Source organism: Candidatus Polarisedimenticolaceae bacterium, from assembly GCA_036376135.1.
GTDB lineage: Bacteria > Acidobacteriota > Polarisedimenticolia > Polarisedimenticolales > DASRJG01 > DASVAW01.
On sequence record DASVAW010000096.1, the window covers coordinates 1 to 13084 of the forward strand.

The window sequence follows — 13084 nt, forward strand, 5'->3', positions numbered from 1 at the left end:
CGGGAGATGAGCGGCAAACGCCTCGGCTTCTTCGAGCGTTACCTCACCGTCTGGGTCGCCGCGTGCATGGTCGTCGGCGTCGCGCTCGGCAAGCTGTTCCCCGGCCTGACCGCCTCGATCCGCTCCCTCGAGTTCGGCGACGGTAGCCGGGTGAACATCCCGATCGCCGTCCTCATCTGGCTGATGGTCTACCCGATGATGCTCAAGATCGACTTCGGGAGCCTGCTGGGGGTCGGGCGGCGCCCCGGCGGTTTGCTCGTCACGCTCTTCGTGAACTGGATCGTGAAGCCGTTCTCGATGGCCTTCCTCGGGTGGCTGTTCTTCAAGCACCTGTTCCTGCCGTGGATCGGTCCCGAGCTGGCGGACCAATACGTCGCGGGGGTGATCATCCTCGCCGCCGCGCCCTGCACCGCGATGGTGTTCGTCTGGTCGTACCTGACCGACGGCGACCCGGCCTACACCCTGGTCCAGGTCTCGTTGAACGACCTGATCATGCTCGTGTTGTTCGCGCCGATCGTCGGCCTTCTCGTCGCCGGAGCGAGCGACCTGGAGGTCCCGTTCCGGGTCCTGCTGACGAGCGTCGTCGTGTTCATCGTGATCCCGCTCGCGGCGGGAAGCCTGAGCCGCTTCGCGCTCATCCGGTCGAAGGGGAAGGCGTGGTTCGAGGGGAGCTACCTCCCCGTGTTCCACCCCGTCACGACGATCGCGTTGCTCCTGACCCTCGTCCTGATCTTCGCCTTTCAGGCCGACAACCTCACGGGGCGGTTCGTCCACGTGCTGCTGATCGCGATTCCGATCCTGATCCAGGTCTATTTCAACGCGGGGCTGGCCTACGGCCTCATGAAGGCGTTCCGGATCCCGCACGCCGTCGCGGCGCCGGGGGCGCTGATCGGCGCCTCCAACTTCTTCGAGCTCGCCGTCGCGGTCGCGATCACGTTGTTCGGGCCGGAGTCCGGAGCCGCCCTCGCCACCGTCGTGGGGGTGCTCGTGGAGGTGCCCGTGATGCTCACGGTCTGCGCGTTCTGCAACCGGACGCGCCACTGGTTCCCGTCATGACGCTCGTCGCCCTCGCGCTCGCGGCGGCGGCGGCGACGACGCCGGCGCCGGAACACGCCGTTCGCGTCTACTACTTCTACACGACGCAACGATGCGCGTCCTGCAGGAAGATCGAAGCGTGGACGGACGAGGCGGTTCACGCCGCCTGGCCGGAAGCGGTGGATTCGAGCGCCATCGAGTGGGTCCCGCTGAACCTCGACGAGCCCGCGAACCGGCACTTCGTGTCCGACTACCGGCTCTTCACGAAGTCGGTCGTCGTCGTCGAGCTGCGCAACGGGGAACAGGTCCGCTGGAAGAACCTTCCGAGGATCTGGGAGCTCCTGATGGATCGCGACGCCTTTCGCCGATACGTCCGGCGCGAGGTGGCCGCCTACCTCGAGGCGGAGCCGTGACGGAGCTGCTGACGGCGAGCGCCGCGGCGTTCTGGTTGGGGATCCTGACCTCGATCAGCCCGTGTCCGCTCGCGACCAACATCGCCGCGGTCTCCTACCTCGGGAAGGACCTGAGTCGACCGGGGAGATTCGCGGCATCGGGCCTTCTCTACGCCGCAGGGAGGGTCGCGGTCTACGTGCTCCTCGCCGTGGGGATCGTGTCGAGCCTCCTTTCGATCCCCGCGGTCGCCGCGTTCCTCCAGAACGAGATGAACCGCCTGCTGGGGCCGGTGCTCGTCGTCGCCGGGATCTTCGTCCTCGGATGGGTCCCCCTCCCTCGCGGCTGGCGCGGCGCCGACGCGTCGCTTCAGCGTCGTGCGGCGGCGTCCGGTGTGCTGGGCGCCGGGCTTCTCGGCGTGTTGTTCGCCCTGTCGTTCTGCCCGATCTCCGCGGGACTGTTCTTCGGGAGCCTGCTCCCGCTCTCCGCGAGCTCGGGCTCCCGCTTTCTCGTTCCCGCGGCGTTCGGACTGGGAACCGGACTTCCGGTGATCGGCCTCGCCGCCGCGGTTCTCCTCGGCCTGGGAAGGCTCGCGCGGGCCTTCCAGGCACTGAGCCGGTTCGAGTTCTGGGCCCGCAGGGTCACGGGGGTCGTCTTCCTCGTCGTCGGCGCATGGTTCGTGATCACGCGGACCTTCGCCGCCGGCGGCTGATTCGAGGTGGTTCGATGGACGACGGCAGGAAGGTCATCGAGGTGCTCGGCCCCGGCTGCCCGCGCTGTTTCGAGACCCATCGCGTCGTGCAGCACGTCGTGGAGGAGGCGGCGCTCGACGCCGTCGTCCGGAAGGTCGACTCCATCGACCGCATGGTGGAGCTGGGCGTGTTGAGCACGCCGGCGCTCGTCGTCGACGGGACGGTGGTGCTTTCCGGGCGAATCCCGAAGGCGGACGAGGTCCGCAGGCTTCTCGGCCTCGCCTGATGCGGGAACGGACGAAGCTCGCGCTGCTGCTGGCGGCGTTCGCGGCGGCGTACGTTCTTCCGATCGAGAGCCCCCGCGTTCAGGGCGCGGCGCTCGAGGGGCTCTTCCTCCTCAAGGACTACGCGCGGCAACACGTGCTCCTCTGCCTCGTGCCGGCCTTCTTCATCGCGGGCGCGATCGGGCAGTTCGTGAGCCAGGGCGCGGTGCTGCGTTATCTCGGAAGGACCGCGAACCCCGTGGTCGCCTATGGGGTGGCGTCGGTCTCGGGAAGCGTGCTCGCCGTCTGCTCCTGCACCGTGCTCCCGCTGTTCGCGGGCATCTACAGGCGCGGCGCCGGGCTCGGGCCCGCGACGGCGTTCCTCTACTCCGGCCCGGCGATCAACGTCCTGGCGATCATCCTGACCGCAAGGGTCCTCGGCCTCGACCTCGGCCTCGCCCGCGCGATCGGCGCCGTCAGCTTCTCGGTCGTCGTCGGGGCGATGATGGCGGCGATCTTCCGCAAGGGGGAAGCCGAGCGGCAGGCGGGAGGCCCCGATCCGTTCGCGTCGGCCGGGGGCTCCGCGTCGCGGCGCTCGCTCGCGCAGGACGCGTCGTTCCTGGGGACGATGGTCGCGGTCCTGGTCTTCGCCAACTGGAGCGGCTCGGGGGAGGTCGGCTTCTTCGTCGCGGTGGCCCGAGTGAAGTGGATCCTCGCCGGGGGCGGGATGCTGGCGCTGGCGTGGATGCTGATCCGCTGGTTCGACCGCGACGAGCTCCGGGCCTGGGTCCAGGCGACGTGGGGGTTCGCCAAGCAGATCACCCCGCTGCTCCTCGGCGGAATCCTCGTCTCCGGGTGGCTCATGGGGCGCCCGGGCGCCGACGCGGGCCTGATCCCGTCGTCGTGGGTCGCCGGGGTCGTCGGCGGGAACTCCCTGCTCGCCAACGGGATCGCCTCGGTCGTCGGGGCCTTCATGTATTTCGCCACCCTGACCGAGGTGCCGATCCTCCAGACCCTGATCGGCTCGGGGATGGGGAAGGGGCCCGCGCTCGCGCTCCTCCTGGCCGGGCCCGCGCTGTCGCTTCCCAGCATGCTCGTGATCCACGCGTACCTGGGTTTCCGGAAGACCGCGACGTACGTCGGGCTCGTCATCGTGCTGGCGACGCTGACGGGGTGGATCTACGGGGCGATCTCGGGGTGAGCCGGGGGCGCGCGTGGTATAAGCCCGACCGAACGGAGGGAGGGGCCATGGTTCCAGCGCTTGCCGCCCTCGTCCTCGCCGCCGATCCCCACGTACCGCTGCGTTTCGCCTGGCCCGAACGCGCCGCCGCGATCGTCGAGCTCACCACCGAGCGGCGCGTCGGCGAGGTCGCCCTGTCGGTCGTCGTGCGCAGCCGGCTCGACGTCGCGCCGGAGGCGCCGCCGGGGCACCGGCTCGTGCGATTCTCGAAGCCCACGATCGTCTCGATCGACGGCGTTCCCTTCGCGAAGGCGCGCACGGACACCGAGGCGTCCGACGTCGCGCGCGTCGTCCGGTCGATGACGCCGTCGTTCGTCGTCGACGACGCCGGGCGGTACCTCGAGGCGCGAGACGCCGATCGGATGATCCGCGAGGTGCTCGCTGCGGTGGGGCTTCCCGACCTCCCGTTCGGCATGTCGGCATTCGCGGGGCTCGTGGGGGAGGTCGCGCCGCGGGACTGGCAGATGTGGGTCGAGTTGTGGATCGGCGACGCCCTGCTTCCCGGGGAGTGGACCCGGCTGGACCGCGTGATGCCGTTCGAGGGCGCCCTGGCCCCGGTGACGCTGATCCGAAAGCGCGTGCCGCCGGTCGGTGGAGCGGATCACACGCGGCTGCTGCTCGAGGCCGAGTACCCCTCCGACGCCGTCCGCACGTACACCACCGGTGTCCTGCTCGACCTCGCAATCGAGGCGGAGCGTCTGGGCGACGACGTCCGGGCGAACCGGAAGTGGATCGAAAGTGCCCGCTTCAGCCCCGTCGAGGAGACGATCACCGCGGAGCTGGAAACGGCGACCCTGCGGCCGATCGTCGTGGAGCGGGTGCGGTCGTTTTTCGCGGAGAACGACGGCTTCCGGGTCGAGGGGACCGAGCGGCGCGTCCACCGTTTCGAGTGGCTGGAGCGGGGGGTCGGGGATTAAGATCCCTGCGCCATGCACCCGTCCGGCCGGCCCCGTCTCCTCGGGATCCTCCTGATCCTGACCCTCCTTGCGGGAGGGTTGCCGACGGTCGTGCCGGCCGTCTGCGAGGACGATTGCGCCGATTCCTGCGGGGACGGCTGTTTCGACTGCGCGTGCTGCGCCCCGACCCGGGCGCCCGCCGTCCTCGGCGCCCCCGCCGCTCCGGTCGCCGAGACCGCGGCGCGCCACGAAGCCGAGGCCACCCCCCGCACGGCACACGCCGATCCGGGCGACGTCTTCCACGTCCCACGTCCGGCCGCCTGAGCGATCCCCGTTTTCGAAGTCCCATCGCTCGAGGTGTCCCATGCGTGGACTGGTGTTCCTCTCCGCCGTCCTGATCTTCCATCTTGCGGGGTGCGGCTCGCGCCCCGAGCCGGCGCCCGCCGTACTGACGGACTGGTGCGTCGAGCACCGGGTCCCCGAGTCGAAGTGCACCCTCTGCCACCCGGACCTGGTCGCGGGATTCCAGGGCGCGAACGACTGGTGCGCGGAGCACGGGCTGCCTGAGAGCGTTTGCCCGATCTGCCATCCGGACGTCGTCCCCGCGAACGCCCCGCCCGCTCCGCCCGAGGATCCCGAGGCGCCGCCTCCCGACAAGCTGAAGGTCCGCCTCGATTCGCCGCGCGTCGCGGAGGTCGCCGGGATCGAGACGGAGCCGGTGCAACCGGAAGCCGGAGTGGACGCGTTCGCCGCCACCGCGAAGCTCGTCTACGACGCCTCGCGCCGGGCGGAGGTCAACGCGCGCCGCCCCGGGGTGGTGCGGGAGGTCCTCGTCGACGTCGGCTCGTTCGTTCGCAGGGGAGCGCCCCTCGTCGTTCTCGACAGCCCGGAGGTCGGCGCCGACCGCTCGCGCCTTGCGGCGGCAAGGGCGCGCGTCGAGACCGCGTCCGCGCAGCTCGAGCGCGATCGTGCGCTCTACGGGCAGGGGATCGTCCCGCGCCGCGACCTCCAGGAGTCCGAAAGCCAGCTCGCCGACGCGCGCGCGGAGGTCGATACGCTCGAGGCGGCGGGCGGGGTCGTCGGCACGGGGGCGACCTCGGGCCGGTACACCCTCGTCGCGCCGATCACGGGGGTCGTCGTGCGGCGCACGGTCACGGTGGGACGGCAGGTCGACATCGAGGAGATGCTCCTCGAGGTGGTCGATCCGTCGGTCCTGTGGGCGGAGATCGACGTTCCCGAGCCCAGGCTCGCCGGCGTGGCCACCGGGCTCGAGATCACCCTGACCTTCGACGCGATCCCCGGGCGCGACTTCCGGGGGCGCATCTTCTCGGTCTCCCCCGAGGTCGATCCCCGTACACGCACCGCGGTGGCGAGGGTAAGGCTCGACAACGCCGACGGGGCGCTGCGCGCGAACATGTACGGTCGCGCGAGGATCACCGCGGGCGGCAAGGGGAACGGGGTGGTGGTGCCGCGCGCCGCGCTGCAGCGGGCGAACGGCGTGGACGTCGTGTTCGTCCGGATCTCGGACCTCCTGTACGAGACGCGGCACGTCGAGGCCCGCCCCCGCGACGACGGCCGCGTCGAGCTCGCGAGCGGGGTCGCGCCCGGCGAGCGGGTGGTCACCGTCGGGAGCTTCCTGCTGAAGACCGAGACGTTGAAGGGCAGCATCGGCGCCGGCTGCTGCGACGTCGAGTAACGCGATGCTCGAAGCGATCCTCACGTGGTCCCTGCGCCACCGCGTCGCCGTCCTCGCGCTGTGGGCGACGATCGCGGCGGTCGGGGTGGTGGCGCTCGCGCGCCTCCCCATCGACGCCTTCCCCGACACCACCCCCGTCCAGGTCCAGGTCAACACCGTCGCCCCGGCGCTGCCGCCGCTCGAGATCGAGCGACAGGTCACCGCACCGGTGGAGCAGGCGATCGGGGGACTTCCAGGCCTCCATGAAGTCCGTTCCGTCTCGAAGTTCGGCTTCTCGCAGGTCACCGTCACCTTCGAGGACGGAACCGACGTCTACCTCGCGCGCCAGGTCGTGGGCGAGCGGCTCGCCGCCGTCGAGCTCCCGGCGGGGCTGGAGCGCCCGACCCTCGGCCCGGTCGCCACGGGCCTCGGCGAGATCTTCCATTACCTCGTCACCGGAAAAGCCTCCCTCGCCGAGCTGCGCACCGCCCAGGACTGGATCATCCGACCGCAGCTGCGCTCGGTGACCGGCGTCGCGGAGGTCAACTCGTGGGGCGGGGACGAGCGGCAGATCCAGGTCCTCGTCGATCCCGTCCGGTTGCAGGGATTCGGCCTTTCCCTCGAGCGCCTGATCGAGTCGCTCGAGCGCGGGAACGCCGGCGCGGGCGGGGGGACGATCGACGTTGCGGGGGAGTCGAGCCTCGTGCACGGCGACGGGCGGGTCACGACCCCGGCCGACGTCGCGCGCACCGTGGTGGATGCGCGCGAAGGCGTCCCGGTCCTCGTGCGCGACGTCGCGCGCGTCGTCGAGGGGAGGGAAATCCGGCGCGGCGCCGTGACGGCGGACGGCAACGGGGAGGCCGTGCTCGGCCTCGGTTTCCTGCTGATGGGCGAGAACAGCCACGACGTGACCCACCGGCTGAGCGCACGGCTCGAGGAAATCCGTAAGACGCTTCCCGCGGGAGTGTCGGTCACCCCGGTTTACGAGCGCACGACCCTCGTCGACCAGGTGCTCGCGACCGTGCGGACGAATCTCCTCGAGGGAGCGCTGCTGGTCGTCGCGGTGCTGTTCGTCTTCCTCGGCAACGTCCGGGCGGGGCTGCTCGTGGCCGCGGCGATCCCGCTTTCCATGCTCTTCGCCTTCGACCTCATGACCCGCTTCGGGATCGCGGCCACGCTGATGAGCCTCGGCGCGATCGACTTCGGGATGGTCGTCGACAGCTCCGTGATCGTCGTGGAGAACGCGGAGCGGCGCCTGCAGGAAAGCGACGGGGAGAGGTCGATCCTCGACGTCGTCCGCGACGCCGCGCTCGAGGTGCGCCGCCCGACGATGTTCGGCGAGCTCGTCGTGATCGTCGTGTACCTGCCAATCCTCGCCCTCGAAGGCGTCGAGGGAAAGCTCTTCCGGCCGATGGCGCTGACGGTGATCTTCGCCCTCGTCGGCTCGCTCGTCCTCTCCCTCACGCTCACCCCGGTCCTGGCGAGCCTGTTCCTTCGACGCGGGCGCCGGCACGGCGACACGCTGCTGATGCGCGGGCTGACCCGCGCCTACCGTCCCATCCTGGCCGCGGCGCTGGCGCGGCCGAAGGTCGTGGTCGGAACGGCGCTGCTGCTGGTCGCCGGTGCGGCGGCACTCGCGACGCGGCTCGGGTCCGAGTTCGTCCCGCGCCTGAGCGAGGGGACGATCGTGATGAACACCGTCCGGCTCGCCGGGGTCGCGGTGGATGAGTCGGTGCGCTACGGGACGCGGATCGAGCGGGCACTGCTCGCCGCCTACCCCGACGAGATCGAACGGGTGTGGAGCCGGACCGGGAGCGCCGAGATCGCCACCGACCCGATGGGCCTCGAGCTGACCGACGTGTTCGTCACGCTCACCCCCCGCAAGCGGTGGACGCGCGCGAAGACGCAGCAGGAGCTCGTCGCGAGCATGGAGCGGGAGCTCGGCGGCCTCCCGGGGATGCGGCGGATCTTCACGCAGCCGATCGAGATGAGGGTCAACGAGATGCTCGCGGGGATCCGGACCGACGTCGGGGTGAAGCTGTTCGGAGACGACCTCGACGTGCTCCGGACGAAGGCGGCCGAGATCGAGGCGGTGCTGAATCGCACGCGCGGGTCGGCCGACGTCACGACCGAGCAGCTCACGGGGCAGCCGGTGCTGACGGTCGCGATCGACCGCGAGGCCGTGGCCCGTCACGGGATCCCCGTCGACGAGGTCCTCGAGGTCGTCCGGGCTCTGGGCGGCCGGAAGGTCGGCGAGCTCCAGGAGGGGGACCGGAGGTTCCCGGTCGTCGTGCGGCTCGAGGACGCGTACCGCCTCGATCCCGCCGCGTTCGGCCGGACGCTCGTGACGACCGCGACGGGGGAGCGCCTGCCGCTGTCGAGCCTCGCGAAGATCACCACGGCCGAGGGGCCCGCGACTCTGCAGCGCGAATGGGGCAAGCGCAGGATCGTCGTCCAGGCGAACGTGCGCGGCCGGGACGTCGGGTCGTTCGTCGACGAGGCGCGCGCCGCGATCGACCGCGAGGTCTTGCTCCCGCCCGGGTACTGGGTGCGGTTCGGAGGGCAGTTCGAGCAATACGAGAGCGCGCGGTCGCGCCTGATGCTCGTCATTCCCGCCGCCCTCGCCGGCGTGCTGGTGCTCCTCTACCTGACCTACGGCACCCTCGCCGACACGCTGCGCGTCTTCGCCGGGGTGCCGTTCGCGGCCGTGGGCGGGGTGCTCGCGTTGTGGCTGCGCGACCTCCCCTTCAGCGTCTCGGCGTGGGTCGGGTTCGTGGCGCTGTCCGGCGTATCCGTCCTCGGCGACATGGTCCTCGTCTCCACGATCCGGCAGCTGCGGGGGGAGGGGTTGCCGCCGCTCGAGGCGATCGAGTCCGCCGCGCTCCGGCGGTTGCGCCCCGTCCTGATGACCGGGCTCGTCGCGAGCCTCGGATTCCTCCCGATGGCGCTGAACACGGGGGTCGGGGCGGAGGTCCAGCGTCCCCTCGCGACCGTGGTGATCGGGGGGGTGCTCTCCTCGACGCTCCTGACCCTCGTGGTGCTGCCGGTGATGTACCGGGTGGTGAGCCGGGAAGGCAGGGGAGGGGACTTGGTGCCGGCGGGAGGAATCGAACCTCCGACCTAGGGATTATGAGACCCTCGCTCTAACCGCTGAGCTACGCCGGCCCGTGCAGAAAGCCGCGCCAATTTAGCCAAGCCCCGCCGGGGGGTCAAGGAACCCCCCGGAGACTGCCCTGGGTCAAGGCTGCCGCAAGGCCCCGGGGTCTATAATCCGCGCGGTCCGGAGGCCCTCCACTTGGAATGCGTCACCTGTAAGAAGACCGAGAACGACACGACGCTGCGGAAGTGCTCCGTCTGCCACAAGTACTACTGCGACGAGCACACGTACCACTACAGCGGCCGGGCGTTCTGCTCCAAGCACTGCGCGGACTACTTCTTCTTCGCCGACCCCGAGGACTAGCCAGGAGAGCTCCCCCGATGTTCCCCGTCAGCCGCCCCCGCCGCCTGCGTCGCACCCTCGCCGTGCGCGACCTCGTCCGCGAGACCCGCCTGAACGCCGCCGAGTTCGTCTATCCCCTCTTCGCGTGCCCCGGGACGGGGGTGAGCCGCGAGATCCCGTCGATGCCCGGCGTGTTCAACCTCTCGGTCGACCGGATCGTCGAGGAGGTCGGGGCGATGCGGGAGGAGGGGGTCAAGGCGACGATCCTCTTCGGCATCCCCGAGCACAAGGACGAGCAGGGCTCCGACGGCTGGAGCGACGACGCACCGGTCCAGCGCGCGGTGAGGGCGCTCAAGAAGGCCTACGACGACGTCGTCGTGATGACCGACGTCTGCATGTGCGAATACACCAGTCACGGGCACTGCGGGATCGTGCGCGAGGGGACCGTCCAGAACGACGAGACCCTCGAGCTCCTCGCCAAGGTGGCGGTGTCCCACGCGCGGGCCGGGGCCGACGTCGTCGCCCCGTCCGACATGATGGACGGCCGCGTCGGCGCGATCCGCGAGGCGCTCGACGACGCGGGGTTCGAGAACACCCCGATCCTCGCCTACGCCGCGAAGTACGCCTCGGCGTTCTACGGGCCGTTCCGCGACGCCGCGGGATCGACGCCGCAGTTCGGCGATCGCAAGGCCTACCAGATGGACCCCGGCAACAGCGACGAGGCCCTTCGCGAGGTCGAGCTCGACCTCGAGGAAGGGGCCGACATGGTGATGGTCAAGCCGGCGCTCGCCTATCTCGACATCATCCGGCGGGTGCGCGACACCTTCGGCGTCAAGGTCGCCGCCTACAACGTCAGCGGCGAGTATTCGATGCTGATGGCCGCCGCCGAACGCGGCTGGATCGAGCGCGAGCGCGCGATCCTCGAGGTGCTCACCGCGATCAAGCGGGCGGGCGCGGACCTGATCCTGACCTACCACGCGCGCGAGGCGGCGCGGCTCCTCCTTCGCGGGTGAAGGGGAACCTCCTCTTCGACCCGGAGGCGTACCGCTGCGCCCCGAGTCCGCAGGCCCTCCTCAAGGAGCTCGCGCGGACGCACCGGCCTCCGGTGGTCCCTCGGCTCCGGCGCGAGGAGGAGGACCACCGGGCGATCGCGCACCTGCGCACGATCGGCGCCGAGCTCGCACGGCACTTCCGGCTCCGCTATTCGTTGATCGAGGCGGAGCTTCCGGAGGTCGTCGAGCACTACGGCATCTGTTACAAGGACGGCTTGATCCGGATCCGCCTGCGTCACGCGAAGACCGGGCGGCTCCTCAAGGAGTCGAGCCTCGTGGACACGTTGTGCCACGAGCTCGCCCACTTGAGACACTTCAATCACTCCCCCCGCTTCCATCGTTTCTGGCAGCAGGTCCTGGACGAGGCCCGGCGCCGCGGCTGGTACCGGCCCGGCCCGCAGGATCCGAAGCGGGGGCAACTTTCCCTGTTCGAGGACTGGGCGTGCGGGACCGGGCCCGTCCGGCGGACGAAGGAGACGCGACGATGAACCCGATGGAACGGCGGTACGCCGAGGCGAAGTCCGTGATCCCCGGCGGCGTGAACAGCCCCGTGCGAGCCTTCGGCGGCGTGGGGGGGACGCCGGTTTTCTTCCAGAGCGCCCACGGCGCGACCCTCGTCGACTCCGACGGCAAGTCCTACGTCGATTACGTCGGATCGTGGGGGCCGATGATCGTCGGCCACACGCACCCGAAGGTCGTCGAGGCGATTCGCGACCAGGCGGGGAAGGGATCGTCGTTCGGCGCGCCGACCGAGCTCGAGACCGAGATGGCCCGGCGCGTGCTCGCGCGGATCCCGTCGTGCGCGAAGGTGCGGTTCGTCTCGTCGGGGACCGAGGCGTGCATGGCGGCGATCCGCGTCGCGCGCGGGTACACCGGGCGCGAGGCGATCGTGAAGTTCGAGGGGTGTTACCACGGCCACGCCGACTCGCTGCTGGTGAAGGCGGGGTCGGGCGTCCTGACCCTGTCCTTGCCGGGGACCCCCGGGATCCCCGAGAAGCTCGCCGCGCTCACGTACGTCGCGCCGTACAACGACCCTAAGGCGCTCGAGGAGTTGTTCGAAGCGAAGGGGAAGGAGATCGCGGCGGTCATCCTCGAGCCGGTCGTCGGGAACATGGGGCTCGTCCCGCCGTCCCCCGGGTATCTCGAGGCCGTGCGCGCCCTCACGAAAAAGTACGGGATCGTCTTCATCTGCGACGAGGTGATGACCGGCTTCCGCGTCGACAAGGGAGGCGCCCAGACCCGCTTCGGGATCGACCCCGACCTCACCACCTTCGGGAAGATCATCGGCGGGGGCCTGCCGGTCGGGGCCTACGGCGGGAAGGCCGAGATCATGGCGAAGGTCGCCCCGGAGGGGCCCGTCTACCAGGCGGGGACGTTGTCGGGGAACCCCCTCGCGATGCGCGCGGGGATGGCGACCCTCGACCTCACGGCGGAACCGGGGTTCTACGAGAAGCTCGAGGCGGTCTCCGCGAAGGTCGCCGACGCGCTCGTGACCGCGGCGAAGGAGGCCGGCGTTCCCGTCGTGATGAACCGCGTGGGGTCGATGTTCACGCCCTTCTTCACCGACCGCCCGGTCTTTGACTACACGACCGCGGCGACGTCGAACACCAAGCGCTTCGCCGCGTTCTTCCACGGCATGCTCGATCGCGGGGTGTACATCCCGCCCTCGCAGTTCGAGGCGTGGTTCGTGTCGGCCGCCCACTCCGACGCCGAGGTCGCGAAGACCCTCGAGGCGGCCCGCGGCGCGATGAAGGACGCCGCCGCAGTCTAAAAAAGGGGTCAGGCCCCTTTTTCTTGCAGAGGTTTAGTTCGCTTCGATCAGGCTCTTGAGCTTGGCGAAGTCGAGCTCCTGCTTCTTCACCGCCTGCGGGGTGATCAGCGGCTCCATGAGCCGGTAGAGCCACTTGTCGTAGCGGAACGATCCGACGCTCTCGAAGCGCGTCCGCCCGCCGAGGTCGGTGAGCGTCCAGGTCGAGGTCCCCTCGAAGCCGATCTCGGAGGTGAGGCGCACGCGGCTCAGGCGCAACGGCTCCTCCGCGATGAGCTCGCCCTGAATCTCGACTTGCTTCTTCATGTTCGGGTCGTCCATGACCCACGCGAACTTCTTGCCGACCCCCGTGATCTCGGGGGTGAGGTCGCGCACGTCCACGAGCCAGCTCACCCACTTCTTCTGCTTGTCGGCCTGCGTGAGCCAAGGCCACACCGCCTCGGGGGGACGGTCGATCTCGATCGCCGTCGTCATCGTCCCGGCCCCCTTGCGGAAGCTCATCAGCATGAGGACGAGAACGGCCGCGACGACGAGTCCGACGACGCCGGCGACGAGGTAGAGCAAGATCTTCATCGGGAACTCCCCTTGGCGAGGCGGGCGCCGACGACGGCGCCCGCGACGGCGAGGCCCGCCG

General features: G+C 70.3%; 14 protein-coding genes and 1 tRNA gene. 13 read left to right on the forward strand and 2 right to left on the reverse strand.

The features are described from left to right. Positions 1-6: 6 nt before the first annotated feature. From arsB to VF139_09720, 9 genes are read left to right on the forward strand one after another with little or no spacing between them, the layout of a single operon-like run. Complete coding sequence (gene arsB / locus VF139_09680) at positions 7-1056, forward strand: ACR3 family arsenite efflux transporter (protein HEX6851663.1); 1050 nt, start codon at positions 7-9, stop codon at positions 1054-1056. After that, positions 1053-1448: a nitrophenyl compound nitroreductase subunit ArsF family protein gene (locus tag VF139_09685; protein ID HEX6851664.1), complete on the forward strand. Its 396-nt coding sequence runs from the start codon at positions 1053-1055 to the stop codon at positions 1446-1448. The genes arsB and VF139_09685 overlap by 4 nt, the downstream gene beginning before the upstream one ends. Next, positions 1445-2137, forward strand: coding sequence for an aromatic aminobenezylarsenical efflux permease ArsG family transporter (locus tag VF139_09690; protein HEX6851665.1), 693 nt, complete (start codon positions 1445-1447; stop codon positions 2135-2137). Before VF139_09685 ends, VF139_09690 begins: the two co-directional genes overlap by 4 nt. Positions 2138-2151: 14 nt before the next feature. Further along, positions 2152-2403, forward strand: a complete 252-nt coding sequence (locus VF139_09695; protein HEX6851666.1) for a thioredoxin family protein — start codon at positions 2152-2154, stop codon at positions 2401-2403. After that, on the forward strand, positions 2403-3581 hold the full coding sequence (locus VF139_09700; GenBank protein HEX6851667.1) for a permease: 1179 nt from the start codon (positions 2403-2405) through the stop codon (positions 3579-3581). Before VF139_09695 ends, VF139_09700 begins: the two co-directional genes overlap by 1 nt. 47 nt (positions 3582-3628) lie before the next feature. After that, positions 3629-4537 carry a hypothetical protein gene (locus tag VF139_09705; GenBank protein HEX6851668.1) on the forward strand — a complete coding sequence of 303 codons (909 nt, stop codon included), beginning with the start codon at positions 3629-3631 and terminating at the stop codon, positions 4535-4537. Between the two features lie 12 nt (positions 4538-4549). Then, positions 4550-4840, forward strand: a complete 291-nt coding sequence (locus VF139_09710; protein ID HEX6851669.1) for a hypothetical protein — start codon at positions 4550-4552, stop codon at positions 4838-4840. Positions 4841-4880: 40 nt separating this feature from the next. Next, entirely contained in the window at positions 4881-6212 is a 1332-nt protein-coding gene (locus tag VF139_09715) for an efflux RND transporter periplasmic adaptor subunit (protein ID HEX6851670.1), read from the forward strand. Positions 6213-6216: 4 nt separating this feature from the next. Continuing rightward, entirely contained in the window at positions 6217-9315 is a 3099-nt protein-coding gene (locus tag VF139_09720; GenBank protein HEX6851671.1) for a CusA/CzcA family heavy metal efflux RND transporter, read from the forward strand. Here VF139_09720 and VF139_09725 read toward each other — a convergent pair. After that, positions 9281-9356, reverse strand: a tRNA-Met gene (locus VF139_09725). The two genes, VF139_09720 and VF139_09725, sit on opposite strands and share 35 nt — an antisense overlap. 130 nt (positions 9357-9486) lie before the next feature. Between VF139_09725 and VF139_09730 the strand changes: the two genes are divergently transcribed. Genes VF139_09730 through hemL form a run of 4 tightly spaced genes read left to right on the forward strand, consistent with a single transcriptional unit; the run spans position 9487 to position 12453 of the window. Further along, the gene (locus VF139_09730) at positions 9487-9651 is read left to right on the forward strand and encodes a hypothetical protein (protein HEX6851672.1); all 165 of its coding nucleotides are present in this window, start codon (positions 9487-9489) and stop codon (positions 9649-9651) included. A gap of 17 nt (positions 9652-9668) precedes the next feature. Beyond that, the gene (gene hemB / locus VF139_09735; GenBank protein ID HEX6851673.1) at positions 9669-10643 is read left to right on the forward strand and encodes a porphobilinogen synthase; all 975 of its coding nucleotides are present in this window, start codon (positions 9669-9671) and stop codon (positions 10641-10643) included. Further along, positions 10640-11170 carry a Wss1p-related putative metallopeptidase gene (locus tag VF139_09740; GenBank protein HEX6851674.1) on the forward strand — a complete coding sequence of 177 codons (531 nt, stop codon included), beginning with the start codon at positions 10640-10642 and terminating at the stop codon, positions 11168-11170. Before hemB ends, VF139_09740 begins: the two co-directional genes overlap by 4 nt. Beyond that, positions 11167-12453: a glutamate-1-semialdehyde 2,1-aminomutase gene (hemL, locus tag VF139_09745; GenBank protein ID HEX6851675.1), complete on the forward strand. Its 1287-nt coding sequence runs from the start codon at positions 11167-11169 to the stop codon at positions 12451-12453. The genes VF139_09740 and hemL overlap by 4 nt, the downstream gene beginning before the upstream one ends. Before the next feature lie 33 nt (positions 12454-12486). Here the strand turns inward: hemL and VF139_09750 are convergent, their stop codons facing one another. Then, a complete protein-coding gene (locus tag VF139_09750; GenBank protein HEX6851676.1) occupies positions 12487-13023 on the reverse strand; it encodes an SRPBCC family protein in 537 nt (178 codons plus the stop codon). Between the last annotated feature and the right edge of the window lie 61 nt (positions 13024-13084).

What these genes read in the sequence shown, in the direction of transcription:
- VF139_09750 (HEX6851676.1), bottom strand. Translation starts at nt 13,023, where the DNA reads ATGAAGATCTTGCTCTACCTCGTCGCCGGCGTCGTCGGACTCGTCGTC.
- VF139_09720 (HEX6851671.1), top strand. Translation starts at nt 6,217, where the DNA reads ATGCTCGAAGCGATCCTCACGTGGTCCCTGCGCCACCGCGTCGCCGTC.
- VF139_09695 (HEX6851666.1), top strand. Translation starts at nt 2,152, where the DNA reads ATGGACGACGGCAGGAAGGTCATCGAGGTGCTCGGCCCCGGCTGCCCG.
- hemB (HEX6851673.1), top strand. Translation starts at nt 9,669, where the DNA reads ATGTTCCCCGTCAGCCGCCCCCGCCGCCTGCGTCGCACCCTCGCCGTG.
- VF139_09710 (HEX6851669.1), top strand. Translation starts at nt 4,550, where the DNA reads ATGCACCCGTCCGGCCGGCCCCGTCTCCTCGGGATCCTCCTGATCCTG.
- VF139_09715 (HEX6851670.1), top strand. Translation starts at nt 4,881, where the DNA reads ATGCGTGGACTGGTGTTCCTCTCCGCCGTCCTGATCTTCCATCTTGCG.
- VF139_09700 (HEX6851667.1), top strand. Translation starts at nt 2,403, where the DNA reads ATGCGGGAACGGACGAAGCTCGCGCTGCTGCTGGCGGCGTTCGCGGCG.
- hemL (HEX6851675.1), top strand. Translation starts at nt 11,167, where the DNA reads ATGAACCCGATGGAACGGCGGTACGCCGAGGCGAAGTCCGTGATCCCC.
- arsB (HEX6851663.1), top strand. Translation starts at nt 7, where the DNA reads ATGAGCGGCAAACGCCTCGGCTTCTTCGAGCGTTACCTCACCGTCTGG.
- VF139_09685 (HEX6851664.1), top strand. Translation starts at nt 1,053, where the DNA reads ATGACGCTCGTCGCCCTCGCGCTCGCGGCGGCGGCGGCGACGACGCCG.
- VF139_09705 (HEX6851668.1), top strand. Translation starts at nt 3,629, where the DNA reads ATGGTTCCAGCGCTTGCCGCCCTCGTCCTCGCCGCCGATCCCCACGTA.